This window comes from Streptomyces sp. NPDC058326 (assembly GCF_042879855.1).
Classification (GTDB): domain Bacteria; phylum Actinomycetota; class Actinomycetes; order Streptomycetales; family Streptomycetaceae; genus Streptomyces.
On sequence record NZ_JBHVZO010000013.1, the window covers coordinates 58,202 to 78,285 of the forward strand.

The following is a 20,084-nucleotide window of genomic DNA, read 5'->3' on the forward strand; positions in this document are numbered from 1 at the left end:
GCGGTATTCCGAAGAACGCGGGATTCCCGCCGGACGTCGGATTCCCGCCGGACGTCGGATTCCCGCCGGACGTGGGATTCCGATGAACGCGGAACCGCCGCGCGGAGGGCCGTACCCATGAGCAGCGATGCGCATCCCCTGCGCCGTTCGACAGACCGCGCACCCGGTTCCGGCGCGGGAGCGGTCAGTCTCGTCCTCACGGTCCGTCCCGGCGACGGCGACCCGGGACCGACCCTCGACCTGCTCCTCGGCCAGGTGCCGCCGAGCGTGCGGGACGTGGTCCTGCTGGGCGGGCCGACCGGGGACGAGCGGTCCCACGCCGGGCTCACCGTGCGCGGACTCGGGCCCTGGGACTCCGCACGGGGCGACATCCCGCACGCGGGACTCCTCGCCGCGACCGGGGACCTGGTCGTGCTGATGAACGCCGACGGCAGCATGTCGCCGCACGAGATCCCGCATTTTCTGCACTACCTGGAAAGCGGTTACGACTTCGTCAAGGGATCGCGGTTCATCGCGGGCGGTGATTTCGCCGACTATCCGCTCTCCCGGCGCCTCGGACACCGCGCCCTGCTGAGGGTCGTCCGCCGGCTGTACGGCCAGCACCTGACCGACCTCTGGTACGGATTCTGCGCCTTCCGGCGCTCTTTCGTGGACCTCCTCGATCTGCGCGAGGACGGTGTCGAGCTCGGCGCGGAGCTGGTCACGCACGCCCTGCACTACGGATTGCGGGTCGCCGAGGTGCCCAGCCGTGAGCTGCCGCGCCGTGAGGGACCGTCGCACCCCCGCACCGTCCGTGACGGCGCCCGCATCCTCGGCACCCTGCTCGACGAGCGGCCCCACAACGCGCTGCGGCGGCTCGCGCACCGCCCGCTCCGTACCTCCTCCGGTTGACGAACCTCCCCCAGGGGTGCTAACCGTGGAAACAGCGTCATTTCAGGACGGACGGACCGTTCAGACGGTCCGATCAGACGGACCGATCGGACCGGACGAACCAGCCAGACAGACCGATCAGACCCACCCTGGACCGCGAGCGCAGACCCTCGGCGGGGTCGGTCGCCGGAAGAGGCTCCTCGTGACCTCCACTCCCCTCGGCCGAGCGCCGGCGGCACCCGGACCGCATCCTCTGCGGCGGGTGACCGACTGGCCCCTCGCCGATGCCCGGCGCCGCTCGCTCCGCCCCTGCGCCCCCCACCCGGCACGCCGGGCGTCCGACCGGGTCGCCGCCGCCCCTCCGCCACGGAGCCGGGCATGCAGGCCGCGCGGTGCCGCGCGGCGGCGGCGTGCCCGTACGACCCACACCCGCACCGCGGGGCGCGGCCGCAGCTCCGGCTCCGGCGGACCAGCCGAAGCGGCCGCACCGGCCGCACCACGTGACGGCGCCGCGCGTCCGCGACCCGCCCTCACGGCCCCCGTACCGAACCCCCGCGCGACCGTGCGCCCCGCGCCCCGCGCCCTCCCCCGAGGAGGCGAGGCGTGATGGCCGCCGCACGCGCGCACGCACCGCTCCCCCGCCGGCTCGTCCGGCCGCCGGTGGAACTGGAACTGCTGATCCCGGCCTTCAACGAGCAGCGCCGGCTGCCGTCGACGGTGGCCGCGACCGTCGACTACCTGGCCGGCAGGCCCTGGTCATCGGCGATCGTCGTGGTCGACAACAACAGCGCCGACGGCACCCTCGACGTCCTGGAGCACTTCACCGGCTCCCGCGTCCCCGTCCACGCGATCGGGTGCGGCGACCAGGGCAAGGGCGCTGCGGTCCGGCGCGGCATCGAGACCTCGTCGGCGCGGTTCATCGGCTTCGCCGACGCCGACAACGCCACCCCGGTCGAGACCCTGGACCGGGTGATGGAGCTCCTGCGGGCCGGCCACGGCGCCGTCATCGCCTCGCGTCACGCCCCGGGCGCCCGTCTCGAGGTGGAGCAGTCGGCGCTGCGGCGCGGCGGCGGCCTGCTGTTCCGTACGCTCGCGCGTCTGTCGCTGCCCGGAGTCACCGACACCCAGTGCGGATTCAAGTTCTTCTCCGGCCGGCTCGCCCGCGCGGTCGTGCGTGACTGCCGCGTCGACGGCTTCGCCTTCGACGTGGAGCTGCTCGCCCGGGTCGTGCGCGCCGGACGGGACGTCGTGGAGGTGCCGGTGGTCTGGCACGACGTACCGGGTTCGACGTTCTCGGTGCGGCGCGACGGACTGCGCTCCATGGCGGACCTCCTGCGCATCTCGCTGGCCCGGTGATCCCGATGACCACGCCTCTCGCCCCCGCTCCGATTCCGTCCACCGCTCTCGGCCGGCTCGCCCGTACCGACCTCGCCTTCCTCAACTGGCGCGATCCCGCGCACCCCGACGCGGGTGGTGCGGAGGCGTACTGCTGGGAGATCGCCCGGCGGTTCGCGGCGGCCGGAGCCCATGTCACCCTCTTCTCCTCGCGGTACCCCGGGGCGCGTCCCCGGGAGTTCCGCGACGGGATCCGGGTCGTGCGCGGCGGCGGCACGTTCGGCGTGTACGGAGCCGCCGCGGCGCATCTGCTGCGGAACCGTCACGCGTACGACGCCGTGGTCGACTTCCAGAACGGGATCCCGTTCTTCTCGCCCCTGTTCACCCCCCGGTGGACCGCGGACATCTGTGTCATCCACCACGTCCACCAGCACCAGTTCGACACCCGGTTCCGCTGGCCGATGAACGCCGTGGGACGGCTCCTGGAGAAGCAGGTCAGCCGGCGGGTGTACCGGGGGCGGCCGGTGGTGGTCGTCTCGCCCTCCACCCGCGAGGGCGCGCGGCGCGAACTCGGCTTCGGCAACCCCCTCCACATCGTCCCCAACGGGCGCCCCGGAGCGGCTCTCACAGCGCCCGCCGGGCACAGGTCGGCGACACCCGCGCTCACCGTCGTCAGCCGGCTCGTGCCGCAGAAGCGCGTCGACCTGGTCCTGCGGGCCGTACCCGCGCTGCTGCGGCGGCTGCCCGATCTCCGCGTCGACGTGTGCGGGGACGGGCCGGAGGGCGAGTCGCTGCGGAAGCTCGCCGCCGGACTCGGCGTCGGGACCGCCGTCGTGTTCCACGGGCACGTGTCCGACGCCCGCAGGGAGGAGCTGTTCCACCGGGCGTGGCTGACGGTCGTGCCGTCCGTCGCCGAGGGCTGGGGGCTCGCCGTCATCGAGGCGAACGCCGTCGGCACCCCTGCCCTGGCCTTCGAGGTGCCGGGGCTGCGGGACGCGATCCGGCCCGGCGTCAACGGGTGGCTGCTCCACCCCGACGCGGATCTGGCGGCCGGGATCGCCTCGGCCCTCGACACGCTGTCCACGCCGGAGGCGCGGTCACTCACCGCGGCCCGCTGCCGCGCGTGGGCGGCGGCCTTCTCCTGGGACGCCAGCGCCGAGCGGCTCGCCCAGGTCGTCGTCGAGGACCTTCAGCGGATCCACCGGCACCGGCGCTCCCGCCGCTCCGCCTGCGACCTGTCCGTCGTCACCCGCTTCACCTCCCCCGACCCCGACACCACCGAGCGCGCGGTACGGAGTCACCTGCGGCAGACCGACGTCTGGCACCGCGACGGCGACGCCTTCCGGCTGCTGCTCCACGGCTGCGACGAGGTCCGGGCGCTGAGCGCGCTGCGCCGCCTCGACGTCGCCGAGGCCGACATCGCCCTGGCGCACAGCCACGACGTCCTGCTCGGCGCGACGGAACCGTACGACGGTCCCGCGCCGGGCCCGGCCCCCGGGCGCCGGCCGTGATCGCCCCGGAGCGGGTCGCGGAACGGCCCCCCGTCCTCCAGGACGAGGTGACGGCCGTGCACGGCGCGCGCTGGATCGCCACCGCGGTGGTCGCCGTCGGCGCCCTGAACTACGCCTACACCCTGATCCTCACCCGGCTCCTCGACGTCTCCGAGTACGCCACCTTCGCCGCGGGTCAGGGGCTCCTCGTCTGCACCGCCGCGGTGGCCGTGGTCACCGTGCCCTGGATGCTGGCCCAGGCCCTCGCACGGGCCAGGTCGGACGACGAGCGCCACGAGGCGGTCCGCTTCGCCGTGGTCACGGCCGTCGTCGGCGGTACGGTCGCGGCGGCCGCGGTGGGCGGTGCGGCCAGGGAGTTCGCGAGCACGACGACGGCGCTCGTCATCGCCGGCTCCACGCTCGCCATCTACCTCACGCGGGTCAGCGCCGGCTGGCTCCAGGGGACGGAACGGCTGCGGACCCTGGCGGTCCTCACCACCGTGGAGGTCGTCCTCAAGTTCGGCATCGGGCTGTTCTTCGTCACGGCGCTCGACCTCGGCGAGACGGGCGCCCTCGTGGCCTTCGGGATCGCCGTCCTGCCGTACCTGTTCTTCCTGCCGCCCCGGTTCCGCGGCGGCTCGCCCCGCCCGTGGCGGGCGGTGGGCGCCGACCGGGGGCTGTGGCGGCGGGCGGTCGGCGTCGCCTCCCTCCAGGGCGTGGTCGCGCTGCTCGCGGCCGTGGACATCGTCCTCGTCGCGATGCTGCCCACCGACCGTGCCGCCGCGGCCAGTTATCAGGCCGCGGTCATGCTCGGCAGGGTCCCGCTCTTCCTCGCGGGGGCCGTCTCGATCGCCTTCCTGCCCGCCCTGTCGCGGCGTCGGGCAGGTGATCCGCTGACGGCGGGCGCGCTGCGGATGTACCTGACGGCGGCGCTGCCGCTGACGGCGGTGGCCGCGACGGTGCCCGGCGCGGTGCTCACGGTGGTCTTCCCGCCGGGGTACGGGATGGTCTCCACCCTGCTGGCCTGCACGGCGACGGCGGGCCTCGCGCTCGGCGCGCTCGCCCTGCTCGTGACGTTCGCGCAGGCCGTCGACGACGACGCGTGTCTGCGGACGCTGCTCGTGGGTCTCGTCCTCCACGTGACGGCGCTGGTGTCCGGCTGGGTCACCGGTGGGGTGCTCGGCATGGCAATCGGCGGGCTGTGCGGCACCGTCGCCGCCCTGGCCCTGCTGGCCGCGCGGCACGCGCGTCGCCATGGATTCGGCTCCTCGGAGCGGCCGTTCGCCGGGGTGGTGCTGCCGGTGCTCGTGCTCGCCGGAGCTCTCGCGCTGCTCCGCCCGTACACCGTCGTCTGGTTCGCCGCCGCGCTCGCGGTGACGGCGGCGACCCTGTGGCGCTTCTTCGGGCGGCGCCGCGCCCTGGTGCCCGCTCCCGACGGAGGCGCCGAACCCGGGCGTGGCCCCGAGCCCGGGGAAGGCACCTCGCCCGGCGTCGGCGGGGACCCCATCGGCGAGGACCCCGGGAGTGCGGACCCCGGGGGCGCGGACACGGAATCCGTTCGGGACCGGCGGCGGGAGTGGCCGGCCGAGCGGCGCGCCACGCGGCGGGCCGACGGGTCAGGGCCCCGGCTCCCTGCCCCCGGCGAGCGGTCCACGGCGTTGCTCGTCGACGCCGTGTGGCGCGGCCGGGCCCGGCCCGCGGCCGACGGGGAAGTCCTCGCCGCGGTCGCCGTGGCCCGGCGCAACCAGGTCGAGGGCCGGCTGGCCCGCGCGTACCCGCGGCAGCTCGCGGCGACCCTCGCCGAGGTGGAGAGCGCGACCGGTCTCTTCCGGCGGAACCTCGTCGAGTCCACCCTGCTGCTGCGGTCGGCGGGCATCCCGACGGTCCTGATCAAGGCCGACCTCGCGGGGGACTACGTGTACGGGAACTTCGACCTGGTGGTGCCCCCGGGGCGGCTGCGGGCGGCCCAGGCCGCGCTGGACGGCTGGTACGCGCACAGCACGACGTACTGGCTGGAGCGGTCGACCAAGGTGCTCCTCGAACCTCCGACCGGCCCGGCGGCACATCTGCACGGTTCGGTCTCGTGGTTCGGGGTTCCGGTCGTCGCGACCGAGCGGCTCTTCGCCCGCGCCGAACGACCCGCGCACGCGGCCGGGCGCGAGGGCCGGACCGGCGGCGGCGACGGAGGCGGGCACCCGGACGGTCACGCCTGGCTGACGCCGTGCCCCGCCGATCGGCTGCGGATCTGGCTGGCGCACGCCCTCTTCCAGAATTTGAGCCTGGACCTCTCCGAACTCCTCGCGCTGCGACCCCTCCTTCTTCACCCCGGCGTCCTCGCGGAGGCCCGTGACGAGGCCGCCCGCGAGGGCTGGTGCGCGGGCGGCCGCCAGGCGCTCGCCACCGCCGCCGAGGCGATGGCCCGGCTCGACCGGGGCGAGTCCGTCCCCCTGCCGCTGCCGCTCCCGGTGCGCACCTCGCTCCGTGTGGGGGCCGAGCACTCCGGCCACCTCCTCCGTGAGGGCCGGGTGCGCACCGCGACCCGCGAGGCATCCCTCCGGGTCCCGCTCGTGGTGACCAAGAGACTGCGGAGGCGGGTGCCATGACCATCCCACGAGGCCCTCTCCTCGTCGCCGTGTCCGGGCCCGACGGCGCCGGCAAGTCCTCCCTCGTCGGCCGGCTCGCGGTGCTGCTCGGCGAGCGCGGTCTCACCGTCGTCACCCTGCACTGCTACGGCTGCTTCCTGTGCCGCAGGTTCCCGGTTCCGCCACGGGTGAGGGATTCGGGGGGACCGGGTGGGGGCGGGTGGGCACGGCGCGCCACGGATCCCGAGCGCCGGGGATCCCGGCTGCGGCGTGCCCACGCGCTCCTGGACGTGGGTGAGCTCGCCGTCCGGATCAGGGTCGCCGGACTGCGCGCGAGGCTACGGGCGCGCGGCGGGGAGGCGGTGGTCCTGACGGACCGCGGGCCGCTCGACGGACTGGTGAAGTTCGACCTGCCCACCGCCTCGGAGGCGGCGTCCGCCTTCCGCGGGATCGCCTGCCTCTACGGTCTGACGCTGCTCGTGGAGACCGGGCCCGACACCCTGCGGGGCCGGGGCTGGGAGGAGGTCGCCGGTCCGCCGACCGTGTGGTGGGCCCACTACCGGAGCTGGTCGCGACGGCTGCCGGGGATCGTCCGGCTCGACGGCGAGAAGCCTCCGCCCCGGGTGGCGGCCGAGGCCCTCGACCGGATCCTCGACGCGGTACGGGAACGGGCAGGGGAGCGTGCGGTACGGGAGGAGGCCACCGTCCCGGACGGGCGACGGCGGCACGTGGTGATGTCCGTCTACGACGACGCGGAGAACCCCGCCTACCGGGGCGGCGGCGCCCTGGTCATCGGCAAGGTGGCCCGCCGGCTCGCCGAGGACTTCCGGGTGACCGTCGTGACGGCGGGCCGGACCGCCGGCACCGAGGAAAGGAACGGCATCCGGTACGTCCGGCTGCCGGTGTGCGGGGCGGGCCCCCGCGCCGGACAACTGCTGTTCCTGGCGCTGCTGCCGTTCGTGGCCCGCCGCATCCGGCACGACCTGTGGCTGGAGAGCTTCACCCCGCCGTTCTCGACGAGCTTCCTCCCTCTGTCGACGGGCGCCCCCGTCGTCGGCATCGACCAGGGCCGCAGCGCCGAGGTTCTGTGGCGGCGCTACCACATCCCCTTCTTCGTGGTGGAGCGTCTCGGACTGCGCTGCTACCGGCACATCGTGGTGATGAACACGGCGGACGGCGCGGTGGTACGGCGGCTCAGCCCCCGGGCCGACGTGCAGGTGATCGCCAACGGCGTCGAGCAGCGCCCGCTCGACGAGTCCGGGCTCGGGACAGGGCAGTTCATCCTCTACCTGGGGCGGATCGACACGTGGGTGAAGGGCCTCGACCTGCTGCTCGACGCGTACGGGCGGGCCGCGCCGCCGCTGGACCTGCTGCTCGCGGGCAGCGGCACACCGGCCGAGGAACGCCGGCTCGCCGCGCTCGTCGCCGCCCACGGGCGCGGACCGGAGACCCGGGTCCACTGGGTGGGGTACGCCGGGGAGGAGCGCAAGCGCCAGCTGCTGCGCGACAGCGCCTTCCTGGTGATGCCGTCCCGCCACGAGACCTTCGGCCTGGTGGCCCTCGAAGGCATGTCGTACGGCAAGCCGGTGCTCCACTTCGACCTGCCCGCGCTCCGCTGGATGCGCGACGGCGGCAGCGTGGCCGTACCGCCGTTCGACGTCGCGGCGTTCGGCGAGCGGATGGGCGAGCTGGCCACGGACGGGGCGCTGCGCCGTCGTCTGGGGCGGCGCGCCGGGCTCGCCTCCCAGCACTACACGTGGGACGAGATGACGGGCCGCTATCTGGCCCTGGCCCACCGGCTTCTGGACAGTCCCGCCTCCGCACGGCGGCCGAGGAAGAGGGGTGCGTCATGGCAGACGACCCGCTGACCCGTTTCGTCAGGACCGTCGTCGGATCGGGTGTGCCGATCCTGGTGCTCTCCCCGCATCTGGACGACGCCGTCCTGTCCTGCGGCGGCCTGCTCGGATGGGCGGGGCGCCGGGCTCCGGTGACGGTCGCCACGCTGTTCACGGAGGCCGCGCCGCCGCCGTACACCCTCTCGGCGCGCCAGTACCTGAAGCAGACCGGCACCGACGACGCGCAGGAGCTGTACGCCGAGCGGCGGGCCGAGGACCGGCGGGTCCTGGAGCGGCTCGGTGTCCGGCAGTGCCACGCGGGTCTGGTCGACGGCCTGTTCCGGCGGCTCCGGCGGCCCCGTCCGGGCACGAAGCGGCTCGCCCGGTTCCTGCCCGAGGTGTCCCATGTGTACCCGACGTACCGGCTGCACCTGTCCCGGGGGCACGTCTCCCCGTACGACTCCGGGACGCTGCGCGCCGTCGGGGAGACCGTGGACGCCCTGCTGCCCGGTCCCACCGGCGGTCTCGTCCTCGCCCCTCTCGGCGTGGGCGGGCACGCCGACCACGTCCTGGTCCGCACCGCCGCCGCGCGGAGCGGCCGCCGGGTCGTGTACTACAGCGACTTCCCGTACAACCAGCACGCCGTCGCCGATCCGGGGTTCACCGGTCCGCACCGGCTCGTGGCCCGTGCCTGGGAGCGGGGGCTCGACCGGAAGGCGGAGCTGATCCGGGAGTACCGGACCCAGGCCGACGCCCTGTTCCCCGAGGGCCGCGTGCCGCGCGTGCCCGAGGTCTATCTGCTGCCCGAAGCGGCCGACGACACCTGGCCCCCCGCTGGGGAGCCGGCTTCCCCGGGTGGCACCGCCCCGCGGATCCGTACCGTCGGAGGTGCGCCGTGACCGTCCCCCGTACCGCTCCGGCGTCCTCCCGTACGGACGCGGAGACGCCCCTCTCCGCCGCCCCGCCGCGTCCGCGCGGCCGGCACGGCCCCGTGCCCGTCGTCGTGTACGCGGCGGGGGCGGCGCTGCTCACCGTGGTCCTGCGGCTCGTGCAGATCGGGCGGGCCGGTGACCTGTTCATCGACGAACCGATCTACCGGCGGCTCGGGGAGAGCGCCGCCGGGGGCGGCTTCCCCGCGACCGACGAGGGCCTGTTCTTCCTCCACCCGCCCGGCTTCCTCTACGTGGAGGCGGGCTGGATGAAGGTGGTCGGGGAGCATGCCGACGTCATCGCTGGTGTGCACTCCTCGCGGGTGCTCAACGCGCTCCTGGCCGGGGCCACGGCGGCCCTCCTCGTCTTCCTCGTCGCCCGGGTGCGCTCGCGCGGCGCGGGCGTCGTCGCCGGTCTGGTGTTCGCCGTCGACCAGTTCTGCATCCGGCAGAACGACCGGGTGCTCCTGGAGACGGGAACGATGGTGTGGGCGCTCGCCGGATACCTGGTGCTGGTGGGTCTCGCCGGCTCCGGTCGGCCCGCCCGGCCCCGGGGGCGTGCGCTGCTCGCCGGGCTGTTCTTCGGGCTCGCGGTCCTGACGAAGGATCACGCGGTGCTGATCACCGTGCTGCCGCTGCTCGCCGCCCTGGCCCTCGGCTGGGGCCCGCCCCGGCGCCTCGTCGCCCTGACCACCGCGACGACGGTCCTCGCGTACGCCGTGTACGTGGCTCTGGTGGCCGGCTTCGGGCACTTCGACGCCTTCTGGGAGGCGAAGACCGCCGGTGTGCGGCGGCTCCTCGGGATCGTGCAGGAGACCGGCTTCAACGCCGAGGGCGCTCCCCCGCTCGCGGGCCGGATCGTGGACGAGCTCCCCGGCTACGCGGTCACGTACCTGCTGCTCGCGCTCACGCCCGTGGCGCTGTTCCTGCTGCTCCGCCGCAAGGAGCCGGTGTACCGGCTGCTCACGCTCTTCCACGCCTCGGCGATCCTCACCCTGGGGTACGCGGTCGCCGTGGGCACCCTGGAGGAGCAGGCGCTGTACCTGCTGTTCGTGCCGAACCTGGTGGCGCTCGCCGTCACCGTACCGATGCCGTCCCGGCGCCGGCCGGGGCTGCGCCTGGTGGCGTGCGGCGCCCTGGTGGCGCTCCTCGCCGGCCCCGCCGCGGTGTACGCCCAGGACCGCTGGACGCCCGACGACGGCTTCCAGCGCCTCCGGGCGTATCTGCTGACCCATGTGCCGGCGGGCAGCGGGATCGTCACCGTGGACGGGCAGCGGACCCGGGGCGCGACGGAATGGACGCTGATGGACACCTACCGGCTCGGCCACTGGCTGACGCCCGAGCAGCGGGCCGTCAACGACGCCGGGTACGTGATCGTGCCGTGGCGGGTCGTCGAGCAGGGGTACGGGCACTACACGCTCGCCGAGGTGGAACGTCTCACGGGCGGACTGCGGCCGGTGTTCGCGTTCGACGGGCCCACGTACGGCACGCTCGCCCTGTACCGGCTGCCGTCCCCGCTGCCCGGTCCGAGCGTCACCGAACTCGCCGTTCCCGGCTCCGCGGTGACGGGGCCGCTGCTCCCGGCGCCGGAGCCCGAGGGCCCCGTGCCGGGACCCGTGGGGGCCGCACCGGGGTCGCCCGTCGTGGAGGTGGGCGATGCGACACGCTGAGCGGCGGCCCCGCGTGCTGCTCCTGACCAGCAGCCCGCTGGACGGGGCGGACGGCTTCGACGTGCGGCTCGCCGCCGACGTCCTCCGGACGCTGACCGACGTCGACTTCGTCTGGTTCTCCCAGTGGCCGGCCCGGCGACAGACGTCGCCCACGCGCGGACGGCCCGTCCGCATCCTCTCCCGGGACGGTGTCCCGCACGTTCCCGAGCGGGCGCAGTCCGCGCTCGCCGGGGCCGTGTTCGCCCGCCGCGTCGACCTGGTGCACGCCTTCCTGACCATCGGCCGGACCTTCCCCGCCTTCTCGTGGCTGCGCCCGCTGCTCTTCGGGAGGCGGCCGGTCGTCCATACCGTGCCCGGGGTGATGGACGCCCGCTTTCTGGCGCACATCCGGCCGCTCGGGACGACGGTCGCCCTGTCCGAGTCGATGGCCCGCCGGCTCCGGGCGGCGGACTTCGGGGACGTACGGATCGTGCCGCCCATGATCGACGCGGACGCGTGGCCGTACCTGCCGCGCCCGGAGGGGTTTCCCGTGGTGCTGTTCGCCGGGCACCACGACGTGGACGGCGGGGCGGAGCTGGCGATCGACGCGGCGGCGGAGGCGGCACGGACGGGGGCGAGATTCCGGCTGGTGCTCGCCATGCGCGGACGGCCGGGGCAGGACAACACCGCCCGGGAAGAGGCACTGCGGGAGCGGGCCGGCGCGGCGGGGCTCACGGACTTCGAGGTGCGCGGCTACGTCGACGACATGCACGCGCTGCTCGCCTCCGTCCATGTGCTGCTCTTCCCGCCGCCCGTGCTCGGCGGCAAGGCGGACGTGCCGCTGACCGTCCTCCAGACGCTCGCCTCCGGACGCCCGGCGATCCTCAGCGACCTCCCCCAGTTCGCCGACTTCGGCCACGGGGTACTGCGGGCCCCGGCCGGCGACGCGCGCCGCACCGGGCAGCAGCTGGCCTGGCTCCTCGGGCAGCCGCGCTCCTGGGACATGCTCGCCGAGCGGGGCCGGGCGCTGGTCGAGGACCACTTCGGTTCCGAGCCGTTCGCGGCCCGGTACGCCGCCCTGTACCAGGAGCTCCTGTCATGAGGGCACCACGGTGGCGGGGCTCCCGGGGCGCGCCGGCCGCGGCCGCGCTGCTCGCGGTGCTCCTGCTGCTCGTAGGTGCCTTCGGCGTGCTGCGGCCCGAGGCGCCGGACCCGACGCCGGAGCCGTACTGGTACGGAACCCTCCAGACCGATCCGGACCGGGCACGCACCGAGTACGAGCACGGCCTCCGGGTGGCCCATCTCCAGATCGACTGGGGCAGGTTCGAGCCGGAGCAGGGGGTGTACGACGAGGAGTACGCGCGCGAGGTACGGGACCGGCTCGGCGTCTTCCGCGAGGCGGGGCTGCGGGTGGAGGCGGGGCTCGGTCTCAACCATCCGCCGTCCTGGCTGCCGGACGCCTTCCCGGAGTCCGTCTATGTGAACCAGTTCGGCGAGCGGTCCACCGAGACGCCGAACATGGTGTTCAGCGGGCCGGTACGGGAACAGATCGCCGGGTACGCGCGCGCGGTGGACCGGCTGATCGGTCTGGAGCACTTCTGGGCGGTCCGGGTCGGCGTCAACGAACACGGCGAGTTCGCCTACCCGTCCCCCCTGTCGGAGAGTGACGGCCCCGGCGAGTTCTGGGCGTACGACCGCCACGCCCAGCGGAGCAGCCCCTACCCCGGGTGGCGGCCCGGGGACCGCACCTACCAGGGCAAGCCGTTCACCCGGGAGCAGGTGGCGCACTGGTACGACTGGTACGCCGGGGCGCTGGCCGGGGCCGTGAACTGGCAGCTGGACCTGTACACCTCGCTCGGGTACGCGGGAGCGCTCAAGGTCCTGGTGCCTGGGGCCGGTTTCTACCCCTCGGACCTGCGGGCGGCCGTCGACGCGCGGCTTGTCGACTCGCCGTCGATCCGGCTCGTCGCGCGCGGCGCCGGGTTCTTCGTGACCCTGCCCCGGGTCGAGCACCGGGAGACCGTGCGGGTCGTCACCACCGCCCTGGTCGACGGCACGGGCGACCCCGACGACAACGGCTGCGCGCCGGCCGACGCGAGGACGGACCCGTCCGATCCGGACGAGGCGGTGGTGCGCGACTGGTCGTCGGCGCGCTGGGTGGTGGCGGTCGCCAGGAGCGCCGGCTTCAACCGGCTGGCCGGGGAGAGCGCCGGCCCTCAGGTGGCCCCGTACCGCCCCGGTGTGACGGAGACGGCGTACCGGCAGATGGCGTCCTGCGGGCTCGAGGGCATGATGTGGGCCTTCGACCATCAGCTGTACGACGGGACGCCGGGCTCCTCGCTCGCGGAGTACGCGGAGACGATCCGGCGTCACTCCTGAGGCGGCCCGGCCGTGTCCGGCCGTCGGGCCGTGAGAAGCAGGATGCCGGTGTCCCCGTACTCGGGCAGGGTGCGGTCCTTCGCGAGCCTGGTGACGCGCAGGCCGGTGGTGCGGGGCGTGAAGACGGTCCGCAGGACGGTCCCGTCGACCGGGCAGGCGGGCCAGACCGGTCCGGCGCCGACGCGGTAGCTCGGCATGCGTTCCATGAACGCGGCGAGCAGCAGGCCGCCGGGGCGGACCGCCCGGACGAAGGCGGCGCAGAGGGCGGTGAACTCGTCGAAGTCCTCGGTGACGCTCTCGGCGACGAAGTTCATCGAGGCCAGGTCGTATGTGCCGGGGGTCAGGTCCTCGGCCGTGCCCGGCACGACCTGGACCGTGCGGAGCGCCTCCGCGCAGCTCGCCGGGAGGGCGGGGTCGAGGGAGCGGCACAGGCGGTAGAAGGGCTCCCAGCTGTCGTCGGGGCCCTCGTCGAGCTGACGGCGCAGATAGCGGATGTTGGCGGCGCCGGGTTCGAGGGCGTCGATCCGGCGGCTGGCGGCGCCCGCCAGCATCAGCGGGTAGAGGTTGGGGCCGGCGCCGAGTTCGAGGGTGCGGGCCAGGCTGCCGGGGGCGCACCGCCGGTAGAGGGCGGAGTGGTGGCGGATGACGCCGATGTCGCAGGGGTGGAGTCTGCGGTAGTTCTCGGCGAGGTAGTCGGCGACGGGCCAGGCGTTCCAGTCGGCGTCCCGGTTGCGGCGCGCCCCGAACGTCCCCGGAGGGCCCGGCGCGGTCCCCCGTGTCCGGCGGTCCATCACTTCTCCGGTCCCCGGGCGGCCGTCATGGTGCTCTGGCGAGCGGCGGTGGCCGGCTGCAGGGGGAAGCGGCCGGCGAGTTCCGTGAGGGCCGCGCACAGCTCCTCGATCTCCTCGTCCGTGTTGGCGGCGGTGACCTGGACGCGGAAGCCGACCCGGTCGCGTGGGACGAGCGGGTAGGAGGCGAGCGTCACGTAAATGCCGTGCTCCCAGAGGAAGGCGGCGACGGCGTCGAGGTCCTCGGCGCGGGCGAGGGGGATCTCGACGATCGGCAGCCCGTCCGTGTTGGGCGTGGCGATGCCGAGGGCCCTCACATGGCCGAGGACGCGGGCCGTCTTGCGGTAGAGGGCCGCCCGGATCTCGTCACCGCGTTCGTCGTTGACGTCGAGACCGGCGAGGGCGGTGGCGAGCGAGGCCGTCGGCGAGGGACCGGAGTACAGGTAGGGGGCAGCGGCCACCTTGAGGTGGTCCTTGAGCCGTTTCGGGACGGCGAGGAAGGCGAGCAGCGAGGAGAACGCCTTGGAGAAGCCTCCGACCAGGACCAGGTCCTCGTAGGTCTCGCCCACGTGCCGGACGATGCTGTTGCCGCGCGCGCCGTACGGGCTGCTCTCGCCGGGGCGGCGCTCGCCGATGACACCGAAGCCGTGGGCGTCGTCGATGTACAGGAGGGCGCCGTTCTCCCGGCAGATCCGGGCCAGGGCGGGCAGGTCCGGGAAGTTGCCGGTCATGCTGTTGACGCCGTCCATGCAGACGAGCCGGGTCACGTCGGCGGGTGCGCCGCGCAGCAGCGCGGCCAGTTCGCCGGGCCGTTCGGCGTGGAAGCGGTGGATCTCGGCGCCCTGGCCGCGCGCGGCGACGCAGCCGTCGTACACCGTGCGGTGGGCCTGTGCCTCGACGAAGACCTGCCCGGTGCCGGCGAGGAGCGGGATCACGGACTGGTGGATGAGGGTGATGGTGGGCAGCAGCAGGGTGTCGGGGGCGCCGAGGAGTTCGGTCAGCCGCTCCTCGATACGGGGGTAGAGCCGGGGGCTGCCGATGAGCCGGGACCAGCTGGGATGGGTGCCCCACCGTCTGACCTGCGGTTCGATCGCCTCGATGACGGTCGGGTCGAGGTCGAGGCCCAGGTAGTTGCAGCTCGCGAAGTCGATGAGCCAGTCGTCGCGGACGCGGATGCGGCGGCCGTCGATCTCGTCGATGACGGCGTCGCACATGCGGGTCGTCCGGTGGAGGTGTTCCAGGTCCTGCCAGCGGGACGGGCGCGGCGGAGGCCCCGCGGTGGCCGTGGGGCGGGCGGCGGGAGGGGCGGCCGGGCGGACGGCGGGCCGCTCGCCCGGGGGTGGCGCGCGGTGCAGGTAGGACTCCGCCTGATGGGCGGTCATCGGGCGGGCGAAGAGGTAGCCCTGCCCGTAACGGCAGCCCATCTCGGCGAGGAGCGCGCGCTGTTCCTCGTGCTCGATGCCCTCGGCGACGACCTGGAGGCCGAGGACGTCGGCGATGCGCACGATGCCGTCCATGAGCGCCACCTGCTGCGGGTCGGTCGTGATGTCGTCGATGAAGGACTTGTCGACCTTGAGGACGTCGATGGGGAACTCGCGGAGGTAGCTGAGCGAGGAGAATCCGGTGCCGAAGTCGTCGATGGCGATGGAGACGCCCAGGTCCTTGAGGGCGGCCATGGTTGTCCTGATCTGGGCGTCCCTGCGCATGAGGACGGTCTCGGTGAGCTCCAGGACGAGGGATCCGGGCGCGAGCCCCGAGGAGCGGAGGGTGCGCCGTACGCCGTCGAGGAACCCGGGGTCGCGGAACTGGCGGGCGGACACGTTGACGCTGGCGTACAGCGGGGCCTGCCGGGGACGGGCCCTCTGCCAGCGGGCGATGTCGACGGCGGCGTGTTCGAGGACCCAGGCGCCCAGCGGCATGATGTGGCCGCTCTCCTCGGCGAGGGCGATGAACTGGTCCGGGGGGACCATGCCGCGGCGGGCGTGCGGCCAGCGGACGAGCGCCTCGAGGCCGGCCGGGGCGCCGTCGCGCACCTCGACGATCGGCTGGTAGCGCAGGGCGAACGCGTGGTCGGCGATGGCGGTGTCCATACCCGCCTGGAGTTCGTGGCGGGCGACGAGACGGGAGTGGAACTCGGGGTGGAAGAGCCGCCATCTCTTCTTGCCGGCCGCCTTGGCCGCGTACAGGGCGAGGTCGGCGTGGCCGAGGAGTTCCTCGGCGTGTGCGCTGTCGAGGACGGTCGCGATGCCGACGCTGGTCGACACGGACACCGCTCCGTCGGTGAGGTGGAAGGGCTGGCTGAGGGTGTGCACGATCTCCGCCGCGAGGGTCTCGGCGTCGCGGGGTTCCCGGGCGCCCTCGATGAGGACGGCGAACTCGTCGCCGCCGAGCCGGGCCGCGGTGTCGCTGAGCCGCAGGACGGAGGTGAGGCGGCGGGCGACGGCGACGAGGAGCTCGTCGCCGACGGAGTGCCCCATGGTGTCGTTGACGACCTTGAAGTCGTCGAGGTCGACGAAGAGCATGCAGGTCAGAGTGAATTCGCGGCGGCCGCGCAGCAGGGCGCGCTCGACCCGTTCGAGGAGGAGTACGCGGTTGGGGAGCCCGGTGAGGGAGTCGTGGAACGCCCGGTGGGTCAGCTCCCGTTCCAGTTTCCGCTGCTCGGTCACGTCGCGGAGGGTGAGGACGAGGCCGTGGACGGTGCGTTCGTCGCGGAGGTTGCTGCAGCGGACCTCGACCTCCAGGTCGGCGGAGCCGCCGTGGACCAGTTTCCAGTCGCCCCTGGCGTCGACGGAGGCACGGGACCGGGTGTCGGCGAGGACGCGCAGGGCGGCGACCGTGTCGGCGGGGGAGACGAGCTCCGCGAGGGGGGTGCCGGGGAGCAGTGGGCGGCCGAACATCGTCTCGGCGGAAGGGCTCGCGTAGCGGACGGTGTCGTCGTCGTCGACGATCAGGATGACGTCCGACGTGTTGTGGACGAGGGTGCGGAAGTAGGCCTCGCTGGTGCGGCGGTTGACCTCTTCGCTGAGTGCGAAGCGTTCGAGGGCAAGGGCCGCCTGGGAGGCGAGGGACTGGGCGGGTCCGGAGATCTCGGCGAGCTTCTTCTCGGGGCCCGCGAGGAGAAGGACGCCGAGGATCGGCTCGGAGCCCGCCGTGGCCTGCAGCTCAAGGGGGCAGAGCAGAGCGAACGGCTCGGGTGCGAGCTCCACGGCGACGGCGGGGTCGAGCCGGTTCACGGGGATGAGCCGGGTGCCGTCGGCGACCGACTCGGGCCAGGACGCGTCCGGGGACGGGGCCTGGCCCGGGGCCGGTGGCCGGGGCGGCACGTCGTTCGGTGGGCGGGCCCCGGGGGACGCGGCGGACCGGCGCGGCCGGCCGGCCAGGGGGCTCCACTCGTCGGCCGGGGAGCCGGTCAGCACGTCGGTGCGGCAGCTCCAGGGGTGACCCGCGGTGGCGACGGCACTGAGGCCGCCCCTGCGGTCCCGGACGAGGAGCAGGGCACGGTGACCGGTGCCCGGCCCGAAGAGCGTCGCGGACGCCGTCTCCACGGCGCCGGCGACCTCTCGGGGGCTCAGGGCGGCGACGAGGGAGGCGGCGGCGGCCCTGAGGCTGTGTTCGCGCGCCTCGGCCTTGCCGTGGTCGTTCATCATGCCCCAGAGCCGGGCGAGGACCAGCAGGAACATGAGGGCCGAGAAGATCGCGATGACGGCGATGTCCTGGTCCCTGTCCTGGCGCAGCGACTGGAGCAGGAGCAGGGCGGGGGCGACGAGCGAGGCCCCGGCGAGCAGGGCGAGCCGTCGCTCGGCGACACGCGGGGGCGGCTCGGGGGCGCGTTCGGTGAGGCCCGTCATGGACGGGTGGAGGGCGGCGAGGCCCCACGCCGTGAAGAAGACGACCCAGCCCAGGTCCCAGGGGGTGCCGACCTGCCAGGTGCCCTTGAGCTGGAGGGAGCCGTAGATGACGTCGGAGGCGAGGATGCCGCAGGTGCCGAGAGTGAGGAGCTGCACGGCCCGGGAGCGCAGGCCGCCGGGGACGAGGAGCCGGGCGAGCATGGCCAGCATCAGCACGTCACCGAGGGGGTACGCGATGGAGATGGCCTTCTCGGTCCAGCTCATGTCCTCGCTCCTGGCCAGCGGGGTGATGAGGTTGACCCAGGAGAGCAGCGCGAGGCCCGAGGTGAGGATCAGTGCGTCGAGGACGACACCGAGGTCGCGCCCGGTGGCCCGGTAACGGATGAAGCCGAACAGGCCGATGGCGAACAGCGGGTAGGTGACCAGGTACAGGGCGTCCGCGACGGACGGGAAGGGTCTGGTCTGGCCGAAGAAGGCCTCCATCGCGTTGTAGGCGGTGTCGCCGCCCACGAAGGTCAGGTTGGCGGCGGCGAGCAGCATCCAGGGCCAGCGCCGTGAGGGCCGGTGCAGATGGACGCCGACCAGGATCGCGGCGACGCCGCTGAGCCCGATGAGCGCCCACAGGATCGTGTGCCGGGCGGGGAACTTCAGATAGGCGGCCGTGAGCAGCGTCACGGCCAGGAGGTACAGGAGGACCCATCGGCGCAGTGATGCGGTCGCGGCGAGCGGCCGGTTCGGCTGGCGCAGCGACATGGTCGACCGCCCCCTTGCCGGGTCGGACGCCGTCGGGAGCGCCCTGGTCGCGGATACGGATCCCGTACCGTGTCCATTCTCCGGGGCCCCTGGTGCGGCTGCATCTCGGCGTACCGTGCGCGCCGGTCGGGCGCGGGGCCCGCCGTCAGGAGGACGCGCGGACCACGAGTTCCGTGGGGAGCATCTGGCGGGGCTGCTCGTCCGGGTCGCTGGGCGCGGCGATCTCCTGGAGCAGCAGGCGGGCCATGGTGCGGCCCATCTCCTCGATGGGCTGGCGGACGCTCGTCAGCGGCGGGTCCATGTGCCGGGCCACGGCCGAGTCGTCGACCCCGACGAGGGCGACGTCCTCGGGGACGCGGCGGCCCGCCTCACGCAGGACGCCGCGCGCGCCCGCGGCCATGACGTCGGAGGCGGCGAAGACGGCGTCGAGGTCCGGCCTGCGGTCCAGGAGTTCCCGCATGGCACGCCGGCCGCCCTCCTCGGTGAAGTCGCCGTTGGCCACGAGCGCCTCGTCGGCGGCGAGTCCGGCGTCCGCCAGGCCCTCGCGGTAGCCGTCGAGGCGGCAGCGGGCCACGTACATGTCGAGGGGTCCCGTGATGGTGGCGATGCCGCGCCGGCCGCGGGCGGCGAGGTGCGCGACGGCGGTGCGGCCGGCGCCGGTGTTGTCGGAGTCGACGAAGGCGACGCGCTCGTCCTCGGTGCGGCGGCCGTTGAGGACGGCGGGCAGGCCGAGGGCGCGGACCTGGTCGGGCAGCTGGTCGGAAGCGTGCACGGAGACGAGGAGGACGCCGTCGACGCGCTGGGCGGCGAGGTACTGCTCGAATCGCTGCCGCTCCTGTTCGCTGCGGATCAGGGTGAGCAGCAACTGCTTGTCGGCGTCGGCGAGTTCGCCGCTGACACCGCGGATGATGTCGAGGAAGTACGGCTCCGCGAAGAGCCGCGCCTCGGTCTCGGGGATCACCAGGGCGACGGCGTCGGTCCGGCTGCCGGCGAGGGCGCGGGCGGCCCGGTTGGGGACGTAACCGAGTTCGGCGACGGCCCGTTCGACGGCGGCCTTGGCCTGTTCGCTCACCCGTGGGGAGCCGTTGATGACCCGGGAGACCGTGCCGCGGCCGACTCCGGCTCTCGCCGCTACCTCTTCCAGGGTGGGCCTGCCGGTCTGTCGCCCGCTCATGTGCCGCTTCTCCCCTCGGGCCGCCGCCCCGCCTGCGTGTGCACGCGAACCTATCAGGCGGGACGGCGCGTGCCCGGGGCGCCGGGGAAGGGGTCAGACGCCGGTCGGGGCGAGCTCGGCCATGGCTCCCCAGCCCTGCTGCGGGACCTCCACGTTGATGATCTCGGGGGTGGTGGCGATGGCACCGGCCATGGCCGCGAGGCCCGCCGCGAAGTGTGGGGAGGCGACGTGGGCGGCGCCCGCTTCGGCGTCGGCGAAGGCCTCCAGGAGGACGTAGACGTTCGGGTCGTCGACGGCGCGGGACCAGTCGAAGAACAGGTTGCCGGGCTCCTCGCGGGTGGCGCGGGTGAAGTCGGCGACCAGGTCGAGCCAGCGGTCGGCGTGGTCGGGGCGGGCGGTGAACCGGACGGCGATGAAGATCATGCGGCAAGCCTGCGGCGCGGTCGGCGGGC

At 74.2% G+C, this 20,084-nt stretch carries 13 protein-coding genes; 9 read left to right on the plus strand and 4 right to left on the minus strand.

The window, feature by feature from the left end; genetic code table 11:
* The first annotated feature begins 117 nt into the window (after window positions 1–117).
* The 9 genes from ACFVYX_RS23285 (at window position 118) to ACFVYX_RS23325 (ending at window position 13,069) form a co-directional block, all read left to right on the plus strand.
* Complete coding sequence (locus ACFVYX_RS23285) at window positions 118–891, plus strand: glycosyltransferase family 2 protein (protein ID WP_389683359.1); 774 nt, start codon at window positions 118–120, stop codon at window positions 889–891.
* Between the two features lie 585 nt (window positions 892–1,476).
* Window positions 1,477–2,226 carry a glycosyltransferase gene (locus ACFVYX_RS23290; protein WP_389683360.1) on the plus strand — a complete coding sequence of 250 codons (750 nt, stop codon included), beginning with the start codon at window positions 1,477–1,479 and terminating at the stop codon, window positions 2,224–2,226.
* Window positions 2,227–2,231: 5 nt separating this feature from the next.
* A complete protein-coding gene (locus tag ACFVYX_RS23295; protein WP_389683361.1) occupies window positions 2,232–3,716 on the plus strand; it encodes a glycosyltransferase family 4 protein in 1,485 nt (494 codons plus the stop codon).
* Window positions 3,713–6,298 (plus strand): lipopolysaccharide biosynthesis protein, encoded by a 2,586-nt coding sequence (locus ACFVYX_RS23300; RefSeq protein WP_389683362.1) that lies wholly within the window; start codon window positions 3,713–3,715, stop codon window positions 6,296–6,298. The genes ACFVYX_RS23295 and ACFVYX_RS23300 overlap by 4 nt, the downstream gene beginning before the upstream one ends.
* Window positions 6,295–8,145 carry a glycosyltransferase gene (locus tag ACFVYX_RS23305; RefSeq protein WP_389683363.1) on the plus strand — a complete coding sequence of 617 codons (1,851 nt, stop codon included), beginning with the start codon at window positions 6,295–6,297 and terminating at the stop codon, window positions 8,143–8,145. The genes ACFVYX_RS23300 and ACFVYX_RS23305 overlap by 4 nt, the downstream gene beginning before the upstream one ends.
* A complete protein-coding gene (locus tag ACFVYX_RS23310) occupies window positions 8,127–9,011 on the plus strand; it encodes a PIG-L deacetylase family protein (protein WP_389683364.1) in 885 nt (294 codons plus the stop codon). Before ACFVYX_RS23305 ends, ACFVYX_RS23310 begins: the two co-directional genes overlap by 19 nt.
* Window positions 9,008–10,711 (plus strand): ArnT family glycosyltransferase, encoded by a 1,704-nt coding sequence (locus tag ACFVYX_RS23315; protein ID WP_389683365.1) that lies wholly within the window; start codon window positions 9,008–9,010, stop codon window positions 10,709–10,711. The genes ACFVYX_RS23310 and ACFVYX_RS23315 overlap by 4 nt, the downstream gene beginning before the upstream one ends.
* Complete coding sequence (locus ACFVYX_RS23320; protein ID WP_389683366.1) at window positions 10,698–11,792, plus strand: glycosyltransferase; 1,095 nt, start codon at window positions 10,698–10,700, stop codon at window positions 11,790–11,792. Before ACFVYX_RS23315 ends, ACFVYX_RS23320 begins: the two co-directional genes overlap by 14 nt.
* Complete coding sequence (locus ACFVYX_RS23325; RefSeq protein WP_389683367.1) at window positions 11,789–13,069, plus strand: beta-galactosidase; 1,281 nt, start codon at window positions 11,789–11,791, stop codon at window positions 13,067–13,069. The genes ACFVYX_RS23320 and ACFVYX_RS23325 overlap by 4 nt, the downstream gene beginning before the upstream one ends.
* Here the strand turns inward: ACFVYX_RS23325 and ACFVYX_RS23330 are convergent.
* The 4 genes from ACFVYX_RS23330 to ACFVYX_RS23345 form a co-directional block, all read right to left on the minus strand.
* Window positions 13,060–13,860, minus strand: coding sequence for a class I SAM-dependent methyltransferase (locus ACFVYX_RS23330; RefSeq protein ID WP_389683368.1), 801 nt, complete (start codon window positions 13,858–13,860; stop codon window positions 13,060–13,062). The two genes, ACFVYX_RS23325 and ACFVYX_RS23330, sit on opposite strands and share 10 nt — an antisense overlap.
* Window positions 13,860–18,458 carry an aminotransferase class I/II-fold pyridoxal phosphate-dependent enzyme gene (locus tag ACFVYX_RS23335; protein ID WP_389683369.1) on the minus strand — a complete coding sequence of 1,533 codons (4,599 nt, stop codon included), beginning with the start codon at window positions 18,456–18,458 and terminating at the stop codon, window positions 13,860–13,862. The genes ACFVYX_RS23330 and ACFVYX_RS23335 overlap by 1 nt, the downstream gene beginning before the upstream one ends.
* Window positions 18,459–18,603: 145 nt before the next feature.
* Window positions 18,604–19,632, minus strand: a complete 1,029-nt coding sequence (locus ACFVYX_RS23340) for a LacI family DNA-binding transcriptional regulator (RefSeq protein ID WP_389683370.1) — start codon at window positions 19,630–19,632, stop codon at window positions 18,604–18,606.
* 93 nt (window positions 19,633–19,725) lie between these two features.
* Complete coding sequence (locus ACFVYX_RS23345) at window positions 19,726–20,055, minus strand: putative quinol monooxygenase (RefSeq protein ID WP_389683371.1); 330 nt, start codon at window positions 20,053–20,055, stop codon at window positions 19,726–19,728.
* Window positions 20,056–20,084: the final 29 nt, after the last annotated feature.

What these genes read in the sequence shown, in the direction of transcription:
- ACFVYX_RS23290 (WP_389683360.1), top strand. Translation starts at nt 1,477, where the DNA reads ATGGCCGCCGCACGCGCGCACGCACCGCTCCCCCGCCGGCTCGTCCGG.
- ACFVYX_RS23345 (WP_389683371.1), bottom strand. Translation starts at nt 20,055, where the DNA reads ATGATCTTCATCGCCGTCCGGTTCACCGCCCGCCCCGACCACGCCGAC.
- ACFVYX_RS23310 (WP_389683364.1), top strand. Translation starts at nt 8,127, where the DNA reads ATGGCAGACGACCCGCTGACCCGTTTCGTCAGGACCGTCGTCGGATCG.
- ACFVYX_RS23325 (WP_389683367.1), top strand. Translation starts at nt 11,789, where the DNA reads ATGAGGGCACCACGGTGGCGGGGCTCCCGGGGCGCGCCGGCCGCGGCC.
- ACFVYX_RS23330 (WP_389683368.1), bottom strand. Translation starts at nt 13,860, where the DNA reads ATGGACCGCCGGACACGGGGGACCGCGCCGGGCCCTCCGGGGACGTTC.
- ACFVYX_RS23295 (WP_389683361.1), top strand. Translation starts at nt 2,232, where the DNA reads ATGACCACGCCTCTCGCCCCCGCTCCGATTCCGTCCACCGCTCTCGGC.
- ACFVYX_RS23340 (WP_389683370.1), bottom strand. Translation starts at nt 19,632, where the DNA reads ATGAGCGGGCGACAGACCGGCAGGCCCACCCTGGAAGAGGTAGCGGCG.
- ACFVYX_RS23305 (WP_389683363.1), top strand. Translation starts at nt 6,295, where the DNA reads ATGACCATCCCACGAGGCCCTCTCCTCGTCGCCGTGTCCGGGCCCGAC.
- ACFVYX_RS23335 (WP_389683369.1), bottom strand. Translation starts at nt 18,458, where the DNA reads ATGTCGCTGCGCCAGCCGAACCGGCCGCTCGCCGCGACCGCATCACTG.
- ACFVYX_RS23320 (WP_389683366.1), top strand. Translation starts at nt 10,698, where the DNA reads ATGCGACACGCTGAGCGGCGGCCCCGCGTGCTGCTCCTGACCAGCAGC.
- ACFVYX_RS23285 (WP_389683359.1), top strand. Translation starts at nt 118, where the DNA reads ATGAGCAGCGATGCGCATCCCCTGCGCCGTTCGACAGACCGCGCACCC.